General features: G+C 60.8%; 14 protein-coding genes. 12 read left to right on the forward strand and 2 right to left on the reverse strand.

Features of this window, described 5'->3' with window-relative positions:
- Positions 1-167: 167 nt before the first annotated feature.
- On the forward strand, positions 168-1,001 hold the full coding sequence (locus AC1DTN_RS06100; protein ID WP_113320945.1) for a class I SAM-dependent methyltransferase: 834 nt from the start codon (positions 168-170) through the stop codon (positions 999-1,001).
- A gap of 179 nt (positions 1,002-1,180) precedes the next feature.
- Here AC1DTN_RS06100 and AC1DTN_RS06105 read toward each other — a convergent pair whose 3' ends face one another.
- Together AC1DTN_RS06105 and AC1DTN_RS06110 are read right to left on the reverse strand one after the other, a co-directional pair.
- Positions 1,181-2,245 carry an ABC transporter substrate-binding protein gene (locus AC1DTN_RS06105; protein WP_442206417.1) on the reverse strand — a complete coding sequence of 355 codons (1,065 nt, stop codon included), beginning with the start codon at positions 2,243-2,245 and terminating at the stop codon, positions 1,181-1,183.
- A gap of 68 nt (positions 2,246-2,313) precedes the next feature.
- Complete coding sequence (locus AC1DTN_RS06110) at positions 2,314-2,826, reverse strand: GNAT family N-acetyltransferase (RefSeq protein ID WP_310383667.1); 513 nt, start codon at positions 2,824-2,826, stop codon at positions 2,314-2,316.
- A 233-nt stretch (positions 2,827-3,059) separates the two neighbouring features.
- Between AC1DTN_RS06110 and AC1DTN_RS06115 the strand changes: the two genes are divergently transcribed.
- The 11 genes from AC1DTN_RS06115 to AC1DTN_RS06165 all read left to right on the forward strand — a co-directional run bounded on the left by AC1DTN_RS06115 (position 3,060) and on the right by AC1DTN_RS06165 (position 22,487).
- Positions 3,060-3,737 (forward strand): response regulator, encoded by a 678-nt coding sequence (locus tag AC1DTN_RS06115; RefSeq protein ID WP_113320947.1) that lies wholly within the window; start codon positions 3,060-3,062, stop codon positions 3,735-3,737.
- Entirely contained in the window at positions 3,734-5,116 is a 1,383-nt protein-coding gene (locus AC1DTN_RS06120) for a sensor histidine kinase (protein WP_113320948.1), read from the forward strand. Before AC1DTN_RS06115 ends, AC1DTN_RS06120 begins: the two co-directional genes overlap by 4 nt.
- 107 nt (positions 5,117-5,223) lie before the next feature.
- Positions 5,224-8,550, forward strand: a complete 3,327-nt coding sequence (locus AC1DTN_RS06125; RefSeq protein ID WP_442206418.1) for a transglutaminase family protein — start codon at positions 5,224-5,226, stop codon at positions 8,548-8,550.
- A 14-nt stretch (positions 8,551-8,564) separates the two neighbouring features.
- Positions 8,565-10,982: a circularly permuted type 2 ATP-grasp protein gene (locus tag AC1DTN_RS06130; RefSeq protein WP_442206419.1), complete on the forward strand. Its 2,418-nt coding sequence runs from the start codon at positions 8,565-8,567 to the stop codon at positions 10,980-10,982.
- On the forward strand, positions 10,979-11,866 hold the full coding sequence (locus AC1DTN_RS06135) for a transglutaminase family protein (RefSeq protein ID WP_442206420.1): 888 nt from the start codon (positions 10,979-10,981) through the stop codon (positions 11,864-11,866). The genes AC1DTN_RS06130 and AC1DTN_RS06135 overlap by 4 nt, the downstream gene beginning before the upstream one ends.
- Before the next feature lie 117 nt (positions 11,867-11,983).
- The gene (locus AC1DTN_RS06140; protein ID WP_442206490.1) at positions 11,984-13,174 is read left to right on the forward strand and encodes a pilus assembly protein TadG-related protein; all 1,191 of its coding nucleotides are present in this window, start codon (positions 11,984-11,986) and stop codon (positions 13,172-13,174) included.
- 280 nt (positions 13,175-13,454) lie between these two features.
- Positions 13,455-15,914 carry a glycogen/starch/alpha-glucan phosphorylase gene (locus tag AC1DTN_RS06145; RefSeq protein ID WP_442206421.1) on the forward strand — a complete coding sequence of 820 codons (2,460 nt, stop codon included), beginning with the start codon at positions 13,455-13,457 and terminating at the stop codon, positions 15,912-15,914.
- On the forward strand, positions 15,914-18,121 hold the full coding sequence (gene glgB, locus AC1DTN_RS06150) for a 1,4-alpha-glucan branching protein GlgB (protein WP_442206422.1): 2,208 nt from the start codon (positions 15,914-15,916) through the stop codon (positions 18,119-18,121). The genes AC1DTN_RS06145 and glgB overlap by 1 nt, the downstream gene beginning before the upstream one ends.
- Before the next feature lie 19 nt (positions 18,122-18,140).
- Positions 18,141-19,403 carry a glucose-1-phosphate adenylyltransferase gene (gene glgC / locus AC1DTN_RS06155; RefSeq protein ID WP_113320954.1) on the forward strand — a complete coding sequence of 421 codons (1,263 nt, stop codon included), beginning with the start codon at positions 18,141-18,143 and terminating at the stop codon, positions 19,401-19,403.
- A 3-nt stretch (positions 19,404-19,406) separates the two neighbouring features.
- Positions 19,407-20,849 carry a glycogen synthase GlgA gene (glgA, locus tag AC1DTN_RS06160; RefSeq protein WP_442206423.1) on the forward strand — a complete coding sequence of 481 codons (1,443 nt, stop codon included), beginning with the start codon at positions 19,407-19,409 and terminating at the stop codon, positions 20,847-20,849.
- Between the two features lie 6 nt (positions 20,850-20,855).
- Positions 20,856-22,487: an alpha-D-glucose phosphate-specific phosphoglucomutase gene (locus AC1DTN_RS06165; RefSeq protein ID WP_442206424.1), complete on the forward strand. Its 1,632-nt coding sequence runs from the start codon at positions 20,856-20,858 to the stop codon at positions 22,485-22,487.
- Positions 22,488-22,491: the final 4 nt, after the last annotated feature.

The raw sequence follows: 22,491 nt of genomic DNA on the forward strand, positions 1-22,491 counted from the left end.
CATTTTCTACACTAGGCCGATTGCCCAACCCGAGGCACGATCTACCTGCGAGCGGACCTGGGGCACTCCAAGAGGCTGGTCGAACGCTGCGCTTATATCTGGATATCAAAAACCGGCGGGCGCTCGCGGCTCTGGCCTTCGTTCGCCGAGACGAGAGGAGACATTCCATGCAAACCACAGCGAATGCCGTGACACAGCCCACACCCGATCTCGCCGCGTTGAAGTCGCGCCAGCAGGTCGCCTGGGCTTCTGGCGATTATTCCGTCATCGGCGCCCGGCTGCAGATCGTCGGCGAAAGCCTGTGCGAAGCCCTGGACCTGCGCTCCGGCGAAAAGGTTCTCGATATCGCCGCCGGCAACGGCAATGCGACGCTTGCCGCTGCGCGGCGTTGGGCCGAGGTGACCTCGACCGACTACGTGCCGGAGCTTCTGGAGCGCGGCCGCGAACGGGCGATGGCAAACGGTCTGGCGGTGGAGTTCCAGCAGGCCGATGCCGAGGCCCTGCCCTTCAAGGATGCAAGCTTCGATGTCGTCGTCTCCACCTTCGGGGTCATGTTCACGCCGGATCAGGACAAGGCGGCAAAGGAAATGCTGCGCGTCTGCCGGCCAGGCGGGCGCATCGGCATGGCGAACTGGACGCCGGAGAGCTTCATCGGCCAGGTCTTCAAGACGATAGGCAAGCATATTCCACCGATGCCGGGCCTCAGGTCGCCGGCGCTGTGGGGCACGAAGGCAAGGCTGGAAGAAATGTTCGGCGGCCAGGCCAGCATCGAGGCGACGTCACGTATGTATAATTTCCGCTACCGCTCACCCGCCCACTGGCTGGAAGTGTTCCGCACCTGGTACGGCCCTGTCCACAAGGCCTTCGAAGCTCTGCCACAGCCGGGCAAGGCGGCTCTCGAAGAGGATTTCCTTGCGCTCATCGCCCGCTTCAACCGCGCCAAGGACGGCACCATGGTCGTGCCGGCTGAATATCTGGAAGTGGTGATACGCAAAGGCTGACCGTAGCTGCCGTCACGGCATAAATGCGAAAGGGCGAGGTTCGCTAGCAGCAACCTCGCCCTTTATATTCTTGAGTTAGAGCTCGGACCATTCCTGCCGAATGGATCAGCGCTTAGTCATTGAGAACATGTGATTTATTTTGGTCAGCCCACAGGTTTCCTACTGGCCGAGCGAGGTTTTTACTGCGTCCGCAGCACCTCATTCCAGTGCGCAATCAGCCGAGCCCGCTTCACCTGATCGAGATAGACCATCAGACCGGGGCTGACAGGCACCGGACGCAACTGTGCGCCGAGCAGTTCCTGCAACGTATTGGCGGTATTCTCGCCCGCCACTTCCGGGCTGACGGCCGGGATCTGCAACTCGCGGGCCATGATCGTCTGACCTTCCTTCGACATGAAGAAGGCAAGGTAGCGCCGCCCGAGTTCCGGCTCGGCGGCAGCCTGCGGCACCAGGCCAATGCGCGACATCACGACCGTATAATCCTTCGGCAACACGATGCCGACGTCAGGATGACGCGAGGCCCAGTCGGCCGCATAAGAGCCGAGGATATTGTAGCCGAGCACGAAGCGCCCATCAGCCACCCGCTCGAGGATTGCCGAACTCGTGGAGTAGAGCTTCACGCCGGCGGCCCCCATCGCCCCGATCACCGACCAGATATCGCCGAACTGTTCCTGATCGCGCGCCATGAACAAAAAGCCCACGCCGGAACGTTCAATGTCATAGGTCCCGATCCGCCCATAAACCACATTGCCCTTGCGTTTCAAATAGTCGACGAATTCCGCCCGCGAGCTCGGCACCGATTCATGAACAAAGCTCGGCTTGTGATAGACGAAGACGGCAGGTTCGAAGGTCAGCGCATAGGCGGTGTTGCGCCAGTTCGCCCATTTCGGCCATTGGGCGCTCATCGGCAGGTTGCTCACCTGCGCATAGCCGTCGTTCGAAAGCTTCACCTGCAGGTCCATCGCAGAGGAGAAGGCGAAGTCCGCCGTTTTGTGACCGGTATCCGTTTCCTTGACGATGCGGTCGTAAATATCCCCGGTCAGCATGTCCTCGTATTTGACTGCCACATCCGGATTGGCCTCCTGAAAGCCGCGGATCATCGGCTGCGCCAAGGGCTCGTCGAGCGAGGAATAGACTGTCAGCACCGGCGCATCGGTATTGCCCGACTTCGCCGGATAAAAAACCTGATCCGCTGCCGCAAAGCCGGGCACCAGACACAGGAACAGAATGAAAAGGCTCCTCATCGCGCAAGAATGCCCGAGCCGCACAAGCCAGACAAGGGTCGGCTTCCAGTGGTGGCTACAGCCAGACCTCAAAGCTCGCGCTCGAAGAACATCAGGATCGGCTTCAGATCATCAGGGATCTCGTAGTAGGCGTCTCGCTCGCGAAAACCCAGGCGGCGATATAGCTTCTGGGCAGCGACCTGCCGATGGCCGGTATCGAGCCGCATCATCCGGTAGCCATCCTTCTTGGCCTGCGCGAGGGACGCTTCGCAAAGCGCCAGTGCTGCGCCACTGCCGCGTGCCTGCTCGGAAACGAAGAGCCGCTTCATCTCCGATATGCTCGGCGCGATCTCATGCTGCATCACGCAGCCGACAATCTCTCCATCCAGCCGCGCCAGGAACATTGCCCCTTGTGGCCTTGCATGGATCTTCGGCAGGTCGGCGAGCATAGCCTCGAATTTTTCCGGACTGTAGTAAAGTTCTATCTGCGCCCGCTCGTCGGGATAGTTGTCGTAAAGCCATTGTCGGAAGGCACGGCTGAGATGCCGAACGGCATCGATCTCTTCCGGGCTTTCCACAAGCCCGACCGACAGGTTCCGCATCTGCAAAGCCTCCCCAAACTCCCCTTGTCCTTACCACGACGGTCTGCGCCCCGCCATCGACATCTCGGTGCGGATCGAAACCGGCCCATGGCGTCGTGGCGATCGGGCTGATGATGCGCAGGGCCGGAAGGCGAATAAAATCCTGCTATCCTCCATTCACCAATTCCCAGAATCGCTGTGACATCGGGCTGTCATCCCTGATAAACTCCCCGAAAAATCGAGGGAAACATCCGTTGCGCATCCTGCTTACCGAAGACAATATCGCGTTGGCCGACGGCCTGTCGGCGATCTTGCGCGGCACGGGCCATGCAGTGGATGTCGTCCATGACGGGGCTTCGGCCAATGCCGTCATCGCAGCGGAAAATTTCGATCTCGTCATTCTCGATCTGAACCTTCCCGAAATGGACGGCCTTGATGTGCTGCGCGCCATGCGCGCCCGCGGCAGCCGGGCTGCCGTGCTCGTCCTGACGGCCCGCGGCTCGCCGGAAGAGCGTGTGAAAGGCCTGGATCTCGGTGCTGACGACTACCTCATCAAGCCCTTCGACATTGCTGAATTCGAAGCGCGTGTGCGCGTGCTTCTGCGCCGCCAGGCCGGGCTGCATTCCTCGACAGTCAGCTTCGGATCGATCTCACTCGACCTGAATTCTCGCGCCTTTTCGGCCGGTGCCACGCCGCTCGACATCCCCTCCCGCGAGCTCGGCCTGCTCGAAATTCTTTTCATGCGCGCCGGCAAGGTCGTCGCCAAGGAGGCGATCATGCAGTCGCTGACTGCCTTCGATGACGACATCTCCGCCAATGCCATCGAGCAATATGTCAGCCGCCTGAGAAAGAGGCTTTCACCGCACGGACTGACGGTTAGGACCGCCCGCGGCATCGGTTATTATCTCGACAAGCTGCCCGAGCCCTCATGACGGCGGCCTATTCGCTCCGGCGCCGACTGCTTTTCTGGCTGCTTGTTTCGACTGCCGTTATCGGCACGCTGGCGCTCGCCGATACCTGGCGCGAAGCCGTCCAGACCTCGAACATCGTTTCTGACCGCGTATTGGCCGGCTCGGCGCTGGCCATCGCCGAACGTGTCGTCGTCGCCGAAGACGGCACGCTCGAGGTCGATATTCCCTATGTCGCGCTGGAAATGCTGACATCGGCGGCACAGGACCGCGTCTTCTACCGTGTCGACGGCCCACCCGGAAATTTCATCACCGGCTACCAAGCGCTGCCGGTGCTGAAGGAAACGCAGGGCGATACGGCCGCCTTTGCCGACGACATCTTCCGCGGCGAGCCGATCCGTGTGGCGACATTGGGACGCTCCGCCTCGACCGGCATCCGCTCTGTGCCCTTCGTCGTCACCGTCGCCGAAACCACCATTGCCCGCCGTCATCTGGCGCAGGCAATCCTCGTCCGCTCGGCGCTGCGCCTCGCCGTCATGATAGCCGGTGCCGCCGTTATCGTCTGGATTTCCGTTACGGTGGCGCTACGGCCGCTCTACAAGCTCGGCGACGCTATCGGCGAGCGCAACCCGGGCGACTTGCATCCGATCGAGCAATCCGTTCCGAGTGAGGTGCAGCCACTTGTCGATACGGTCAACTCCTTCATGGTGCGCTTGCAATCGGCGCTCGATGCGCTGCGCAATTTCACCGGCAATGCCAGCCACCAGCTCCGCACGCCGCTCACGATCATCCGCACACAGCTTGCTCTTTCAGCCCGCGCCGGTTCTCTCGACGAGGCGCAACATGCCGCACTCAAAGGCGATCAGGCTGTTGCCCATGCCGAGCGCATCCTTGCCCAGCTTCTGCTGATGGCCAAGATCGATGCCGCGACCGCCAAGGAAGCACTGACGGTCTCGGCCATCGATCTCACGGCCATTGCTCAGGAGATCACCGGCGAGCAGATCCCCCGCGCTGCCGAAGCCGGCATCGATCTCGGCTTCGAGGGCGAAGGGCCTGCGATGATCCGCGCCGAGCCGCTGCTGATCGGCGAGATGCTGCGCAATCTCGCCGGCAATGCCATCGCCTATGCCGGCAAGGGCGCGGAAGTGACTGTCCGTATTATGGAGGATGCGGAAACGGTCAGACTGGAAGTCGAGGATAACGGTCCGGGTATTCCGCCCGAAAAGCTGGAAGCCGTCAGAAAGCGTTTCTCCCGCGGGAATGAGTCCGGCGCACCCGGTGCCGGCCTCGGCCTGCCGATCGTCGAGGAAATCGCTAATCTTTTCAATGCGAGACTTGTACTGATACCGGGGCGCGGCGGTAGGGGTCTGAAGGCATCAGTGACGTTCAACAGAGCCGCCTGAATGCCGTCACCGCGTTAACCTTTCCGCCTTGCATTCTTTCGCTGCATTGCACACACTGGCTTTGGGAACAGCTAAGCCGATCAACGGCAAGCAGATAAAAGAGCAATATGTCGATCAAAGCCAGCATCTATCATCTGACCCATTATCAGTATGACAAACCGGTCCGCCTCGGCCCACAGATCATCCGTCTGAAACCGGCCTCGCATTCGAAGACGCGGGTTTTGAGCCATTCTCTGAAGGTCACGCCGTCGAACCACTTCGTGAACCTGCAGCAGGATCCTTACGGCAATTACCTCGCGCGCTTCGTCTTTCCCGAACCGGTGACCGAATTCAAGATCGAGGTCGATCTCGTTGCCGACATGACGGTCTACAATCCCTTCGATTTCTTCGTCGAGGAGGAAGCGACGAAGTGGCCCTTCAACTACCCGGAATCGCTCCGTGAAGATCTCTCGATCTACATGATGCCGGAGCCGGCTGGCCCGCGCCTAAAGGCACTCCTGCCGACGCTCGACTGGTCGCCCGATCAGCCGACGGTCGACATGATCGTCGGTCTCAATGCCCGTCTGCAGCGGCAGATCGGTTATGTCATCCGCATGGAAGCCGGCGTCCAGACGCCGGAGGAGACGCTGGAAACCGCCAAGGGCTCCTGCCGCGACACCAGCTGGCTGCTCGTGCAGATCCTGCGCCATCTCGGGCTCGCCGCCCGCTTCGTCTCCGGCTATCTCATCCAGTTGGCGCCAGACCTGAAGGCCCTCGACGGTCCTTCAGGTACCGAGGTCGATTTCACTGATCTGCATGCCTGGGCGGAGGTCTATCTGCCCGGCGCCGGCTGGGTCGGTCTCGATCCGACCTCCGGCCTGCTGACCGGCGAAAGCCATATTCCGCTCGCCGCCACGCCGCATTTCAGCAATGCCGCCCCGATCTCCGGCGGTTATTTCGGCGAGGCCGAAACCGAATTCGCCTTCGACATGAAGGTCTCCCGCGTCGCCGAGCACCCGCGCATCACCAAACCCTTCTCTGATGAGAGCTGGGACGAGCTCAACCAGCTCGGCGAGAAGGTCGACCGCGTCCTCGAAGCCGAGGATGTACGCCTGACGATGGGCGGCGAGCCGACTTTCGTCTCGATCGACGATTTTCAGTCCGAGGAATGGAACACCGCCGCCGTCGGACCGACCAAACGCGAAAAGGCCGACAGCCTGATCCGCAGGCTGCAGGAGCGCTTCGCGCCCGGCGGCTTCCTGCATTACGGCCAGGGTAAATGGTATCCCGGCGAAAGCCTGCCGCGCTGGACCTTCTCTCTCTACTGGCGCCGTGACGGCAAACCGATCTGGCAGAACCTCGACCTGATCGCCGCTGAAGGCAAGGATACCGGCGTCAAGGCCGAGGATGCCGAAAAGCTTCTGACGGCGATCGCCAGGGAACTGGCAATCAAGCCGGATATGGTGCAGCCGGCCTATGAGGATCCTGCAGACTGGATCATCAAGGAAGGCAGCCTTCCCGAAAATGTCGATCCGTCCAATTCGAAGCTGAAGGACCCCGAGGAGCGCAACCGCATTGCCCGCGTCTTCGCCCGCGGCCTCACCGTGCCGACGGGTTATATCCTTCCCGTTCAGGTATGGAATGCCAAGGCTGCCGCAAGCCGCACCTGGGTCAGCGAAATATGGCGCACGCGCCGCGGAAAGATCTTTCTCGTACCGGGTGATAGCCCGATCGGCTATCGCCTGCCACTCGGCACGCTGCCCTATGTCCCGCCGGCGCGCTACCCTTATATCCACCCCGCAGATCCGTCGATACCGCGCCCGCCGCTGCCTGATGTCTTCGTACCCGCCGGCCGCGCCATGCCGGAAGCATCATTCCAGACGGACGAAAGCCACGCCGTCCGTGTCGAACAGACCCTTGGCGACATAGGTGGTGCCGTGCGCACTGCCTTGTCGGTCGAACCGCGCGAAGGCAGGCTCTGCGTCTTCATGCCGCCGGTGGAGCGCGTCGAGGATTATCTGGAACTGATCGCCGCTGCCGAAAACGCCGCTGCCGAACTCAAGCTTCCCGTTCACATCGAAGGCTATCCGCCGCCGCAGGACGAGCGCATCAACGTTATCCGCGTCGCTCCCGATCCAGGCGTCATCGAAGTCAACATCCATCCAGCTTCCAACTGGCAGGATTGCGTCGACATCACCACGGCGATCTACGAGGAAGCCCGCGCCACCCGGCTCGGCGCCGACAAGTTCATGGTCGATGGTCGCCACGCCGGCACCGGCGGCGGCAACCACGTTGTCGTCGGCGCCGCCAATCCAAACAACAGCCCGTTCCTGCGCCGCCCGGACCTGCTGAAAAGCATCATTCTCCACTGGCAACGCCATCCCTCGCTCTCCTACCTCTTTTCCGGCATGTTCATCGGGCCGACCAGCCAAGCGCCGCGGATTGACGAGGCCCGCCACGACAGCCTCTATGAGCTGGAAATCGCCATGGCGCAGATCGGAGCGCCGGGTCGCGGTCAACTGCCGTTGCCCTGGCTCGTCGACCGGCTGTTCCGAAATCTTTTGACCGATGTCACCGGTAACACGCACCGTGCCGAGATCTGCATCGACAAGCTGTTCTCGCCGGATGGCCCGACTGGACGGCTCGGCCTCATCGAGTTCCGCGGCTTTGAGATGCCGCCGAACGCGCGTATGTCGCTTGCCCAGCAATTGCTGGTGCGCGCGCTGATCGCCCGCTTTTGGAAGAACCCCGCCGATGGCAATTTCGTCCGCTGGGGTACGACACTGCACGACCGTTTCATGCTGCCGCATTTCGTCTGGACGGATTTCCTCGATGTGCTCGCCGACCTGCGCGAAAACGGCTTCGACCTCAGCCCCGAATGGTTCAAGGCGCAGCTCGAATTCCGCTTCCCCTTCTGCGGCGAGGTCGAATACGAGGGTTCGAAGCTGGAACTGCGCCAGGCGCTGGAGCCCTGGCACGTCATGGGCGAGGAAGGCGCGCCGGGCGGCACTGTCCGTTACGTCGACAGCTCCGTCGAGCGCCTTCAGGTTCGGCTCGAAACGAACAACGTCTCGCGCTACATCGTCACCTGCAACGGCCGAATCGTACCGCTGATGCCGACGGGCACATCGGGCGTGTCGGTCGCTGGCGTGCGTTTCAAGGCCTGGCAGCCGGCTTCTGGCCTGCACCCTGTATTGCCGGTGAATACGCCTTTGACTTTTGATATTTATGATACATGGTCGAAACGTTCGATCGGCGGCTGCATCTATCACGTTGCCCATCCGGGTGGTCGGAATTATGAAACCTTCCCGGTCAACGGCAACGAAGCGGAAGCGCGGCGGCTTGCCCGTTTCGAACCGTGGGGGCATACGGCGGGTGGTTATATCCCGCGCGCCGAAACGGTTTCGCCTGAATTCCCGCTCACGCTGGATCTGAGGCGGCCCGCTGGAATTTGAAGAAACTGGGTCTGATGGGCAAGAAGCCTGCACTAGAACTGAGGGACGAAATCGAAGAACGCGCCGGCGCGGACGCGGTCTTCGATTATGAGCCCTTGCCCGGTATCGCCGACGAGATGGTGGATAATAACGGCACCATCCGTCCGGTCTGGCAGCGCTTCCTCGCCCATCTGAACATCATGCCGGAAAAGGATCTGGCCGAGCGGTTCGCCCGCGCCGACCGCTATTTGCGCGACGCCGGCGTCTTTTACCGGGCTTACGGCGCCAAGGGCAGCGGCGAGCGTGCCTGGCCGCTCTCCCACATTCCAGTGCTGATCGACGAGCGTGAATGGCAGGCTCTTTCGGCAGGCCTCGTGCAGCGCGCCAATCTCCTCGAAGCGATGGTTGCCGATATCTACGGCGACAACGAGCTCGTCGAGGAGGGCATCTTTCCGCCCGCCCTCATCGCTGCCAATCCGGAATTCCAACGACCTCTGGTTGGCGTAAAACCGGCAACCGGGCACTATCTGCATTTCTGCGCCTTCGAGATCGGCCGTGGCCCTGACGGCAATTGGTGGGTACTTGCCGACCGCACGCAGGCCCCCTCGGGCGCAGGCTTTGCGCTGGAAAACCGGGTTGCGACCACCCGCGCCTTTTCCGATATCTACGCCGAAACGCCGGTCCACCGCCTCGCTTCCTTCTTCGGCGCCTTCCGCGATGCACTGCAGACGATGAAACATTCGGGTGACGACCGCATCGCAGTTCTGACGCCCGGCCCCGCAAACGAAACCTACTACGAACACGCCTACATTGCCCGCTACCTCGGCTTCATGCTGCTGGAAGGCGAGGATCTGACTGTCGTCAACGGCCGCGTCATGGTGCGCACCGTCGCCGGCCTGAAGCCGATCGGCGTTCTGTGGCGGCGTCTCGATTCCGCCTATGCCGATCCGCTGGAGCTGAACCAGAACTCGCATATCGGCACCCCCGGCCTTGTGGAGTCGCTGCGCGCCGAAACCATCACCATCGTCAACGCGCTCGGCACCGGCGTTTTGGAAACGCGCGCCCTGCTCGCCTTCATGCCCGCCGTCTGTCGCCAGCTGCTGGGCGAAGATCTGCGCCTGCCGTCCATCGCCACATGGTGGTGCGGCCAGAAGGACGAGCGTGACCACGTGGCTGCCAATATCGAGAAGATGGTGATCGGCCCGGCCTATTCCCGCGCCCCCTTCTTCGATGACAGCGGCGAATCCGTCCTCGGCTCGTCGCTGCGCGCCACAGCGAAGAACTCGATTACAGACTGGCTGACAAGCGACGGCGCAAAGCTCGTCGGTCAGGAAGTCGTCACCCTCTCGACCACACCCGCCTGGGTCAACGGCAAGCTGACGCCGCGGCCGATGTCGCTGCGCGTGTTCGCCGCCCGTACCGCCAACGGCTGGCAGATCATGCCCGGCGGCTTTGCCCGCATCGGCTCGGGAGACGATGTCGCCGCCATCGCCATGCAATCCGGTGGCGCGGCGGCCGATGTCTGGATCGTCAGCGACAAGCCGGTCGAGCGCCACACTCTTCTGCCCGCCGAGGGCAGCTTCACCCGCAACATGCCGGGCAGCCTGCCGAGCCGCGCGGCCGATAACCTCTTCTGGCTGGGCCGCTATATCGAACGCGCCGAAGGGGCGCTGCGCATCCTGCGCGCCTGGCATGCACGTTATGCCGAGGCGGCCGACCCGAACCAGCCGCTGCTTGCCGACGTCACCGAATATCTTGCCGCCGTCGATATCGACACCGCCGAGCCTGTGCCGGAATCGCTGCTGCGCAATATCGACAGCGCCGTCTATTCGGCGAGCAATATCCGCGACCGCTTCTCGCCGGATGGCTGGCTGGCACTGAACGATCTCGCCAAGACCGCCCGCCGCTTCCACTCGACTATCACCGCCGGTGACGATGCCAGCCACGCCATGACCATCCTGCTGCGCAAGCTCGCGGGCTTCGCCGGTCTCGTGCATGAAAACATGTACCGCTTCACCGGATGGCGCTTCCTCTCGCTTGGCCGATACATTGAGCGCGGCCTGCATATGACGCGGCTGCTCGGCCACATGTCCGGCCCGGAAGCGCCCGATGGCGCGCTCGACATGCTGCTCGAAATCGGCGACAGCGTCATGACCCACCGCCGCCGCTACAACGTCAACACGGCGCGGCTGACGGTCACCGATCTCCTGGCGCTCGATCCTCTTAATCCGCGCTCGATCCTCTTCCAGATGAACGAGATCCATCGCGAGGTGGAGCAGCTTCCAAACGCCTTCATGAACGGCCAGATGTCGCCCTTCTACCGCGAGGCGATGCGCCTGCATTCGGGCCTAGCCGTCATGACGCCGGAGACGATGAGCGACGATGTCTATCATCGGCTGGAGCGCGAACTGGAACACCTCTCCGACCTCCTGGCACAGACCTATCTCGGATGACGGCGGTGCTATACGATCTCACCCTGCATATGGGCTATGCCTACGACACGCCTGCGTCAGGCGCGCGCCATATCATGCGCCTCATGCCGCTCTCGCTGGCGAACCGCCAGCGGCTTGTCGCGGGCTCGATCAGCATTTCGCCGCAGCCGGACGAACAGTCGCATTTCGTCGATTTCTTCCAGCATCCGGCAACATCCTTCCTGCTGCGCTCGCCGCATGAAACGCTCGATATCCGCATGCAGGCCCGCGTGCAGGTCGAAAGCCAGGTCATGTCGGCCGACTTCTCGCCGCTGCTGGCTAACCTGCCGGAGGAAGTCGCCGGAATCTGGTCGCTCGATTCGGAATCGCCCCACCATTTCCTTGGCGACAGTCCGCGCCTGACCGAAACCAAGGCGATCAGTGAATACGCAAAGACCTGTGTACAGCCGTCGCTGACCATCATGCAGATCGCCTATGCGCTGTGCGCTCGCATCAACAAGGATTTCACCTACGATCCGGAAGCGACGACCGTCGACACCACGCCGCTGGAGTCCTTCAAACTGAAGCGCGGCGTCTGCCAGGATTTCACTCATGTCATGATCCTCGCGCTGCGCAGCCTCGGCATTCCCGCCGGCTATGTCTCCGGCTTCCTGCGCACAATCCCGCCGCCGGGCAAGGAGCGGCTGGAAGGGGCTGACGCCATGCATGCCTGGGTCCGCGTCTGGTGCGGCGAAACGGCCGGCTGGATTGAGCTCGATCCCACCAACAATATCCCTGCTGGAACCGACCATATCGTCGTCGCATACGGCCGCGACTATGCCGATGTCGCTCCCGTTATCGGTGTGCTCAAGAGTTATGGCAGCCAGCGTTCCGTGCAGGCAGTGGACGTAATTCCGCTCAAATAATCCCGAAATTGGAAAAAACAGCCAGTTGCCTGCAATTTTAGAGACCGGCTTTAGCGCCCATTAAAGTCATCTGGTCCATCAAGAGCCAAATAGGGCTCCTTCGAACCGGTGGACATGATGAACACCCTGCATTCGCTTCTTGATCGGCTGCGGCGCGACCGTGGCGGCAATTTCGGTATCATGACGGCCATCTTGCTGCCTGTGCTTATCGGCGCCGCGGGGTTGGCTATCGACTATTCAAATGCGATCCTGTCCAAGCGCGAGCTTCAGGAAGCGACGGACGCCGGCGCTCTGGCAGCCGCAACCGCGCTTGCCAACGGAACGGCCGCCAACAGCGCTGCCGCCGAAGCTCTTGCGAAGGATTTCGTCAGCGGCCAGATGGCCAATTATGTCGGCACTGACGCCGTGGACGACATCAAGGCCGCAACGAGCATCAACATCGACACCAGCACGACGGCAACCAGCAAGAGCTTTAAGGTTACGGTGAACAGCTCCTACGCTCTTGCCACCACGCCGTTCATGGGCGTCCTCGGCTACAAGACGATGAATGTCGGCACGACGAGCTCGACGACGAGCGGCACGAACGACACCAAGAGCGCCCTTTCGATGGAACTGGTGCTCGATCAGTCGGGTTCGATGGGCGACAAAACCAGCACCTGCGCCACGTATAATGGCACAAAGTGCAAGACCTATGTTATCAAGATCGACGCGCTCAAGCAGGCAGCCAATGCTCTCTTTTCGGCATTGAACACCGCCGATCCGGATCACAGCCTCGTGCGGACTGGCGCATACTCTTACAATAATGGTCTTATCTATAATTCAAAAAAGACCCAGATCAAAAGCATGAGCGCCATGGCGTGGGGCACGGCGACGACCGCAACCTATGTAAGCGGCATTACTGCGACCGGCGGCACGGATGCCACCGAACCGATGAGACAAGCAACTCTTTCCGTCCAGAAAGCCCAGGACGGTTCTGATGTTGAAAGCATGGCACACGAGGCCAAGGGCAACAAAAACGTATCGCGCTACATTGTCCTGATGACCGACGGCGAAATGACGGGCAACACAGGCGAATGGCAGAAGACCTACGACCAAAATGTTCGTGACCAATGCGATGCGACCAAAACAGCGGGCATCAAGATCTTCACCGTCGCGTTCATGGCTCCAGACAAGGGCAAGAGCCTGCTTCAATACTGCGCTTCGCCGGGCGGCAACTACTATGAGGCCGAGACCATGGAGAAACTGGTGGCATCCTTCACCAGCATCGCACAGGAGGCGACGAAGGCTCTCACACTGCTGACGAACTGACGGCCGCAGCCCGTATTTCACCACAGCAAAAAGCCGCTCCGGAACAAACCGGGGCGGCTTTTCGTTTAGACTTTATTCGGCCCATCAGATCGGGAAAACCGATTGAAATCAAGTCCCTTGGGCCTGTCGAATATGAAGGTTCCGCAAATTTTTCGTTTGCCCAATTCCCTTGTTGCAAGTGCGTGATAACGGTGCATAAACTGCCCTGTCGGTATAAGCGACAAATCGATTGAATCAGGCGTAAGATACTGTAACCAAATCAAAATTGGCGAGACCTGACATGAATACTGTTTCGAAGCCGATCATCCCCTCACCAGCTCCGCGCAGTTCCCGGCCAGAAATCCTCGCTGAGGAAATCATCGAGCGTCTGACCTACCGCATTGGCAAGGATGCCAAGGTCGCCAAGCCGCATGACTGGCTGACGGCAACCATTCTCGTGGTGCGTGACCGCATCATCGACAAGTGGATGGAGTCCACCCGCAAGGTCTATGAAACAGGCGCCAAGCGCGTCTACTACATGTCTCTCGAATTCCTGATCGGCCGCCTGATGCGCGATGCCGTGTCCAATCTCAACCTGATGGAAGAGGTTCGGGATGCGCTCGCTTCGCTCGGCGTCGATATCAACGTCATTGCCGGCCTCGAACCGGATGCCGCACTCGGCAACGGCGGTCTCGGCCGTCTTGCTGCCTGTTTTATGGAGTCGATGGCAACTGTCGATGTTCCGGCTTATGGCTACGGCATCCGCTACGTCCACGGCCTTTTCCGTCAGCAGATGGCGGACGGCTGGCAGGTCGAGCTGCCGGAAAACTGGCTTGCGCACGGCAATCCCTGGGAATTCGAGCGCCGCGAAAGCGCCTATGAAATCGGCTTCGGCGGCTCGATCGAGGTCATCAACAGCCATGACGAGCAGCCACGATACGTCTGGAAGCCGGCCGAGCGCGTCATCGCCGCCGCCTTCGACACACCTGTCGTCGGCTGGCGTGGCAAACGCGTCAATACGTTGCGCCTCTGGTCGGCACAGCCGATAGACCCGATCCTGCTCGACGCCTTCAACGCCGGCGACCATATCGGCGCGCTGCGCGAGAGCAACAGAGCTGAAAGCCTGACCCGCGTTCTCTATCCGGCAGACGCAACGCCTGCCGGCCAGGAGCTGCGCCTGCGCCAGGAATATTTCTTCTCCTCCGCCTCTCTGCAGGACATCCTGCGCCGTCACCTGCAGCAGTATGACGACTTCACCTCCTTGCCGGACAAGGTGGCGATCCAGCTCAACGACACGCACCCAGCGGTTTCCGTTGCCGAACTGACGCGCCTGCTCTGCGATGTGCACGGCATGGATTTCGATACGGCCTGGGATATCACCCGCCGCACCTTCTCCTACACCAACCACACGCTCCTTCCCGAAGCGCTGGAAAGCTGGCCGGTTCCGCTCTTCGAACGTCTGCTGCCGCGCCATATGCAGATCATCTACGCGATCAACGCCAAGATCCTGATCGAAGCGCGCAAGACGCGGAATTTCTCCGACACCGAAATCCGTTCGATCTCGCTGATCGATGAAAGCGGTGACCGCCGCGTGCGGATGGGCAACCTCGCCTTCGTCGGCTCGCATTCGATCAACGGCGTCTCCGCGCTGCACACCGACCTCATGAAGGTTACGGTCTTTGCGGACCTGCACAAGCTCTACCCTGATCGCATCAACAACAAGACCAACGGCATCACCCCCCGTCGCTGGCTGCAGCAGTGCAACCCCGGTCTGACCGGCCTGGTGCGCGAAGCGATCGGCGACGAATTCCTCGATGACGCCGAGAAGCTGCGTGCACTCGACAAGTTTGCAACGGACCCGAGTTTCCAGCAGAAGTTCGCGGCCGTGAAGCGCGCCAACAAAGTGGCTCTTTCCAATCTCGTCGCCAGCCGCATGGGCGTGAAGCTCGATCCGTCGGCCATGTTCGACATCCAGATCAAGCGCATCCACGAATACAAGCGCCAGCTCCTCAACATCGTCGAAGCCGTCGCGCTCTACGATCAGATCCGCTCGCATCCGGAGCTGGATTGGGTGCCGCGCGTAAAACTCTTCGCCGGCAAAGCGGCGCCGAGCTATTATAACGCCAAGCTCATCATCAAGCTCATCAATGATGTCGCCCGCACCATCAACAATGACCCGTCGGTCCGCGGCCTGCTGAAGGTCGTCTTCGTGCCGAACTATAATGTCACGCTCGCGGAAGTCATGGTACCGGCGGCAGACCTCTCCGAGCAGATTTCCACGGCCGGCATGGAAGCATCAGGCACCGGCAACATGAAGTTCGGCCTGAACGGCGCACTGACGATCGGCACGCTCGATGGCGCCAATGTCGAAATGCGCGACAATGTCGGCGAAGACAACATCGTCATCTTCGGCCTGCAGGCAGATGAAGTCGCCAAGATCCGTAGCGAGGGCCACAATCCTCGTGCAATCATCGAAGGTTCGCGTGAGCTGGCACAGGCGCTTGCCGCCATCAGCTCAGGCGTCTTCTCTCCTGACGACCGCAACCGCTACACCGGCCTCATCGACGGCATATATTCCCATGACTGGTTCATGGTCGCTGGCGATTTCGATGCCTACGCCGCCGCCCAGCGCGAGGTCGACCAGATCTGGACCAACCAGTCCTCCTGGTATGAGAAGACAATCAACAACACGGCGCGGATGGGCTGGTTCTCTTCCGACCGCACAATCCGGCAATATGCAGACGAGATCTGGAGAGCTTGATGAAGCCGCCGAAAGCCGCCCCTGAAGTGAAGCTTCCCTGGGAAATTTCGGCTGACGAAATAGCGGCAATCCTCAGTGGCTCGCATGACAATCCCTTTGCCGTCCTGGGCGTGCATCAGGCCGGCGAGGCCTTCATCACCAGGTGTTTCCTTCCGGGCGCCGAAGCTGTCACGGCAATGGCGCTGGATGGAACGCCGATCGGCGATCTCCACCAGCTCCATCCTGACGGTATTTTCGGCGGCCAGGTCTCCATCACAAAATTCCAGCCGGTGCGCTATCGCGCCCGGCGCGCCGACGCCGAATGGGCAGTGACGGACCCATACAGCTTCGGCCCCGTACTCGGCCCGATGGACGATTATTACGCCCGGCAGGGTTCGCATCTGCGGCTCTTCGACAAGATGGGCGCCCACCGCATCAAGCATGAAGGCGCGACCGGCATCCATTTTGCCGTCTGGGCACCGAATGCCCAGCGCGTTTCCGTTGTCGGCGATTTCAATAACTGGGACGGACGGCGTCATGTCATGCGCTTCCGTTCCGACAGCGGGATCTGGGAGATCTTCGCTCCCGACGTGCCGCTCGGCGTTCCCTATAAATTCGAAATCCGCGGTCATGACGGCGTTCTGTTGCCGTTGAAGGCTGACCCCTTTGCCCGCCGCAGCGAACTGCGCCCAAAGACGGCCTCCGTGACCGCAGCCGAGCTTATACAGGACTGGCAGGACGAGCCGCATCTGAAGCATTGGCGCGAGACTGACAAACGCCGTCAGCCGATCAGCATTTACGAAGTTCATGCCGGCTCCTGGCAGCGCCGCCAGGACGGCTCCATGCTGTCATGGGATGAGCTTGCTTCGAGCCTCATCCCCTATTGCGTCGACATGGGTTTCACCCATATCGAATTCCTGCCGATTACCGAACACCCTTACGACCCCTCCTGGGGCTATCAGACGACCGGTCTTTATGCCCCGACCGCCCGCTTCGGTGAGCCGGAGGGGTTCGCCCGCTTCGTCAACGGCTGTCACAAGGTCGGCATCGGCGTCATTCTCGACTGGGTACCGGCACATTTCCCAACCGACGAACATGGTCTCGGCTGGTTCGACGGTACCGCGCTTTACGAGCACGAAGACCCGCGCAAGGGTTTCCATCCGGACTGGAATACGGCGATCTACAATTTTGGCCGGACCGAAGTCGTATCTTACCTCGTCAACAACGCGCTCTACTGGGCGGAGAAATTCCATCTCGACGGTCTGCGCGTCGATGCAGTCGCTTCGATGCTCTATCTCGACTATTCGCGCAAGCACGGCGAATGGATCCCGAACGAGTATGGCGGCAATGAAAACCTCGAAGCCGTCCGCTTTCTGCAAAGCCTCAATACCCGCATCTATGGTGAGCATCCCGGCGTCATGACCATCGCCGAGGAATCGACGTCCTGGCCGAAAGTCTCGCAACCAGTTCACGAAGGCGGCCTCGGCTTCGGTTTCAAGTGGAATATGGGCTTCATGCACGACACACTGAGCTACATGAGCCGCGAACCGGTGCACCGCAGGCATCACCACAATGAGTTGACCTTCGGGCTGCTCTACGCCTATTCGGAAAACTTTGTCTTGCCACTGTCCCACGACGAAGTCGTGCACGGCAAGGGCTCGCTGATCGCCAAGATGCCGGGCGACGACTGGCAGAAATTCGCCAATCTGCGCGCCTACTACGCCTTCATGTGGGGCTATCCCGGCAAGAAGCTGCTCTTCATGGGGCAGGAATTTGCCCAGTGGGCCGAATGGAGCGAAAACAAGTCGCTCGACTGGAATCTGCTCCAATATCGCATGCACGAAGGCATGCGCCGCCTGGTGCGCGACCTCAATTTCACCTACCGCAGCAAGGCAGCACTCCATGCACGCGACTGCGAAGGCGACGGCTTCGAATGGCTGATCGCAGATGACTACGAGAACTCGGTCTTCGCCTGGCTGCGCAAGGCGCCCGGCCAGAAGCCGGTTGCCGTCATCACGAACTTCACGCCTGTCTATCGCGAGAACTACTCGATCCGACTGCCTTCGGCGGGGCGCTGGCGGGAAATCCTCAATACCGATGCCGACATCTATGGCGGCAGCGGAAAGGGCAATGGCGGGCGCGTGCAGGCCGTCGATGCCGGCGGCGAGATAAGCTGCTCGATAACCCTGCCGCCGTTGGCGACGATCATGCTTGAACCTGAGAATTAGTGACTGGTGGGAGGAGAAAATGGTAGAAAAGCGCATTCAGCCACTTGCCCGCGATGCAATGGCCTATGTTCTCGCCGGCGGTAGGGGAAGCCGCCTCAAGGAACTGACCGACCGACGCGCCAAACCAGCCGTCTATTTCGGCGGCAAGGCGCGCATCATCGATTTCGCATTGTCCAATGCCTTGAATTCCGGCATCCGCCGCATCGGCGTCGCCACCCAGTACAAGGCACATTCACTGATCCGCCACATGCAGCGTGGCTGGAACTTCTTCCGGCCGGAGCGCAACGAGAGCTTCGACATCCTGCCTGCCTCCCAGCGCGTTTCCGAAACGCAGTGGTACGAAGGCACCGCCGATGCCGTCTATCAGAATATCGATATCATCGAGGATTACGGCGTCGAGTACATGGTCATCCTGGCTGGCGACCATATCTACAAGATGGACTATGAATACATGCTGCAGCAGCATGTCGATACCGGCGCGGACGTGACCATCGGCTGCCTTGAAGTCCCGCGCATGGATGCGGTCGGTTTCGGCGTCATGCATGTCAACGAAAAGGACGAAATCTTCGCCTTCATCGAAAAGCCGGCCGATCCGCCAGGCATTCCGGATAAGCCGGATTTCGCCCTCGCCTCCATGGGCATTTACGTCTTCCGCACGAAGTTCCTCATCGAGGCACTACGACGTGATGCCGCCGATCCGACCTCCAGCCGCGATTTCGGCAAGGATATCATCCCCTATATCGTAGAGCACGGTAAAGCGGTCGCCCACCGTTTCGCCAAATCCTGCGTGCGTTCAGATTTCGAACATGAGCCTTACTGGCGCGACGTTGGTACGATCGATGCCTACTGGCAGGCCAATATCGATCTAACAGCGATCGTTCCGGCCCTCGATATCTATGACAAGTCCTGGCCGATCTGGACCTACGCCGAGATCACCCCGCCGGCGAAATTCGTCCATGACGACGAAGACCGCCGCGGTTCGGCAACCTCGTCCGTCGTCGCCGGCGACTGCATTATCTCAGGCGCAAGCCTCAACCGGAGCCTTCTCTTCACCGGCGTGCGGGCCAATTCCTTCTCCAAGCTGGATGGAGCGGTCATCTTGCCCAACGTGAAGATCGGCCGGCGCGCGCAGCTCAAAGATGTTGTGATCGACCATGGTGTCGTCATCCCGGAAGGTCTTGTCGTCGGCGAGGATCCGGAGCTCGATGCGCGGCGCTTCAGACGGACCGAAAGCGGCATTTGCCTGATCACGCAGCCGATGATCGACAAGCTGGATATCTGACTTATGAAAGTTCTTTCGGTTTCGTCCGAAGTCTTCCCTTTGATCAAGACAGGGGGCCTTGCCGACGTGGCAGGCGCCCTGCCAATAGCCCTCAAATCCTTCGGCGTTGAAACCAAGACCCTTATGCCTGGATATCCCAGCGTCATGAGGATGCTGCAGAATCCGGTCGTCCGGCTGGAGTTTCCGGACTTGCTCGGCCAGCCGGCAAGAGTGCTGGAGGTGGAGCACCAGGGTCTCGACATCCTCGTGCTCGACGCTCCAGTCTATTACGACCGCCCGGGTGGTCCCTATCTCGATACGACCGGCAAGGATCACCCGGACAACTGGCGCCGTTTTGCCGCCCTGTCGCTGGCTGGTTCCGAAATCGCCGCGGGCCTGTTGCCTGGCTGGCGGCCGGATCTCGTGCATGCCCATGACTGGCAGGCCGCCATGGTGCCGGTCTATATGCGCTATTATCCGACACCCGAACTGCCGAGCATCCTGACGATCCACAACATCGCCTTCCAGGGCCAGTTCGGCGCCGATATCTTCCCCGGCCTGCGTCTGCCGCCCCATGCCTTTGCCACCGAAAGCATCGAATACTACGGCACCGTTGGCTTCCTGAAGGGCGGCCTGCAGACTGCCTCCGCCATCACCACGGTCAGTCCCTCCTATGCCGACGAGATCCTCACTCCCGAATTCGGCATGGGTCTCGAAGGCGTCATCGCCAGCCGCCGTGACGTGTTGCATGGCATCGTCAATGGCATCGATGCTGACATCTGGAACCCGGCGACTGATCCGGTCGTCCACACGCACTACGGCCCGACGACGCTGAAAAACCGTCTGGAGAACCGCAGATCGATCGAGGAATTCTTCCATCTCGACCATGACGACGCGCCGATCTTCTGCGTCATCAGCCGGCTGACCTGGCAAAAAGGCATGGATCTTGTCGCAAGCACTGCAGATAAGATCGTCGCACTCGGTGGCAAGCTCGTCGTGCTCGGATCCGGCGAGGCAGCCCTCGAAGGTGCGCTGCTCGCCGCCGCCAACCGCAACCCCGGCCGCATCGGTGTTTCCATCGGTTACAACGAGCCGATGTCGCACCTCATGCAGGCCGGCTGCGACGCCATCATCATCCCGTCGCGGTTCGAGCCTTGCGGTCTTACCCAGCTCTATGGCCTGCGTTACGGCTGCGTGCCGATCGTGGCGCGCACCGGCGGGCTCAACGATACCGTGATCGATGCCAATCATGCCGCACTTGCGGCAAAGGTGGCGACAGGCATACAATTCGCACCTGTAAACGAAGAAAGCATGCTACAGGCACTGCGCCGCGCCATGCACCTTTACGCGGATCAAAAAGTCTGGACCCAATTGCAAAAGCAGGGCATGAAGTCGGATGTCTCTTGGGAGAAGAGCGCCGAACGTTATGTTGCCCTGTATTCAAGCCTCGTCTCGAAAGGCATGTGAACTAAAATGATCAAGTCCGTTCCCACCACGCCCTATCAGGACCAGAAACCCGGCACGTCAGGTCTGCGCAAGAAGGTTCCCGTCTTCCAGCAGCCGAACTACGCGGAGAACTTCATCCAGTCGATCTTCGATTCGCTGGAGGGCTATCAGGGCAAGTGCCTGGTCATCGGCGGCGACGGACGCTACTACAACCGCGAAGTCATCCAGAAGGCCATCAAGATGGCCGCTGCCAATGGCTTCGGCAAGGTCATGGTGGGCAAGGGCGGCATTCTTTCGACGCCCGCAGCCTCTCACATCATCCGCAAGTACAAGGCCTTCGGCGGCATCATCCTCTCGGCCAGCCATAACCCCGGCGGCCCGACCGAAGACTTCGGCATCAAGTACAACGTCAACAATGGCGGCCCGGCCCCGGAAAAGATCACCGACGCGATCTTTGCCCGCTCCAAGGCGATCGAGAGCTACAAGATCGCCGACTTCGCCGACGTCAACATCGACCGCATCGGCAAGGAAGAGCTGCCGGGCGGCATGATCCTCTCGGTCATCGACCCGGTCGAGGACTATGCCGCGTTGATGGAAGAACTCTTCGATTTCGGCGCAATCCGCAATCTTATCAGCCTTGGCTTTCGCATCGCCTTCGATGCCATGAGTGCTGTTACCGGCCCCTATGCCAAGGAAATCTTCGAGAACCGTCTCGGCGCGCCCTCCGGCTCCGTTCGCAATTTCATGCCGCTCCCGGATTTCGGCGGCCATCATCCGGACCCGAACCTCGTTCATGCAAAGGAACTCTATGACGAGATGATGGGTGAGGATGCGCCCGATTTCGGCGCTGCGTCCGACGGCGACGGCGACCGCAATCTCATCATCGGCCGCGGCATTTTCGTCACCCCGTCCGACAGTCTTGCAATCCTCGCTGCCAATGCCAACCTGGCGCCCGGCTATTCCGGCGGCCTCGCCGGCATTGCCCGCTCCATGCCGACATCGGGCGCGGCAGACCGTGTGGCGGAAAAGCGCGGCATCGGCATCTACGAGACCCCGACCGGCTGGAAATTCTTCGGCAACTTGCTCGACGCAGGCATGGCGACGATCTGCGGTGAAGAAAGCGCCGGTACCGGATCCAACCATGTCCGCGAAAAGGATGGCCTCTGGGCCGTTCTGCTTTGGCTGAACGTCCTGGCCGTCCGCGGCGAGAGCGTGCAGGAAATCGTAACCCAGCACTGGCAGACTTACGGCCGCAACTACTATTCCCGCCATGATTATGAAGGTGTCGACAGCGATGCCGCAAACAGTCTGGTCGACAATCTGCGCAGCCAGCTGTCCACATTGCCCGGCAAGACCTTCGGCGATCTGACAGTCGAGAAGGCTGACGATTTCGCCTATCACGATCCTGTCGACAAGTCGGTCAGCGAACATCAGGGTATCCGCGTCCTTTTCCAGGGCGGCTCCCGCGTCGTATTCCGCCTTTCCGGCACCGGCACGTCTGGCGCAACCCTGCGCGTCTATATCGAACGCTATGAGCCGGATTCGACTCGCCATAATATCGAAACGCAGGAAGCGCTCGCCGATCTCATCGCGGCCGCCGAAAGCATCGCCAACATTCGTGAGCGCACGGGACGCAACGAGCCGACCGTGATCACCTGATCCC

The organism is Rhizobium sp. 01T444 (genome assembly GCF_056398305.1).

Bases quoted from the DNA above. Each gene is read 5' to 3' on its own strand.
- AC1DTN_RS06100 (WP_113320945.1), top strand. From the start codon at position 168: ATGCAAACCACAGCGAATGCCGTGACACAGCCCACACCCGATCTCGCC.
- AC1DTN_RS06105 (WP_442206417.1), bottom strand. From the start codon at position 2,245: ATGAGGAGCCTTTTCATTCTGTTCCTGTGTCTGGTGCCCGGCTTTGCG.
- AC1DTN_RS06110 (WP_310383667.1), bottom strand. From the start codon at position 2,826: ATGCGGAACCTGTCGGTCGGGCTTGTGGAAAGCCCGGAAGAGATCGAT.
- AC1DTN_RS06120 (WP_113320948.1), top strand. From the start codon at position 3,734: ATGACGGCGGCCTATTCGCTCCGGCGCCGACTGCTTTTCTGGCTGCTT.
- AC1DTN_RS06125 (WP_442206418.1), top strand. From the start codon at position 5,224: ATGTCGATCAAAGCCAGCATCTATCATCTGACCCATTATCAGTATGAC.
- AC1DTN_RS06130 (WP_442206419.1), top strand. From the start codon at position 8,565: ATGGGCAAGAAGCCTGCACTAGAACTGAGGGACGAAATCGAAGAACGC.
- AC1DTN_RS06135 (WP_442206420.1), top strand. From the start codon at position 10,979: ATGACGGCGGTGCTATACGATCTCACCCTGCATATGGGCTATGCCTAC.
- AC1DTN_RS06140 (WP_442206490.1), top strand. From the start codon at position 11,984: ATGAACACCCTGCATTCGCTTCTTGATCGGCTGCGGCGCGACCGTGGC.
- AC1DTN_RS06145 (WP_442206421.1), top strand. From the start codon at position 13,455: ATGAATACTGTTTCGAAGCCGATCATCCCCTCACCAGCTCCGCGCAGT.
- glgB (WP_442206422.1), top strand. From the start codon at position 15,914: ATGAAGCCGCCGAAAGCCGCCCCTGAAGTGAAGCTTCCCTGGGAAATT.
- glgC (WP_113320954.1), top strand. From the start codon at position 18,141: ATGGTAGAAAAGCGCATTCAGCCACTTGCCCGCGATGCAATGGCCTAT.
- glgA (WP_442206423.1), top strand. From the start codon at position 19,407: ATGAAAGTTCTTTCGGTTTCGTCCGAAGTCTTCCCTTTGATCAAGACA.
- AC1DTN_RS06165 (WP_442206424.1), top strand. From the start codon at position 20,856: ATGATCAAGTCCGTTCCCACCACGCCCTATCAGGACCAGAAACCCGGC.